The organism is uncultured Shewanella sp., assembly GCF_947495455.1.
In the GTDB taxonomy this organism is placed as follows: Bacteria; Pseudomonadota; Gammaproteobacteria; order Enterobacterales; family Shewanellaceae; genus Shewanella.
On the sequence record NZ_CANLZC010000315.1, the window covers coordinates 1 to 219 of the forward strand.

1 pseudogene is annotated in these 219 nt (G+C 37.9%); it reads left to right on the forward strand.

Annotation, left to right across the window (positions count from 1 at the left end):
• A pseudogene (locus Q0791_RS25220) lies at positions 1-219 on the forward strand (hypothetical protein); the annotation flags it as partial.

The following is a 219-nucleotide window of genomic DNA, read 5'->3' on the forward strand; positions in this document are numbered from 1 at the left end:
GTCAACGCTTGGGTTAAAAGCTATCTCACAGAAGGTATCGATGCATTGAGAAGTGATATGTCTAATCAAAATGCGAGCAAGATGACTCATGAACAAAAGCAAAAATTGTTTACCTATATCGATACCCATAGTCGCTCAGAAAAAGGCGGGCGACTCATAGGCAAGGATATTCAAGGTTATATCCAATCTGAGTTTGGTATTCAATATCATTTAGATCAT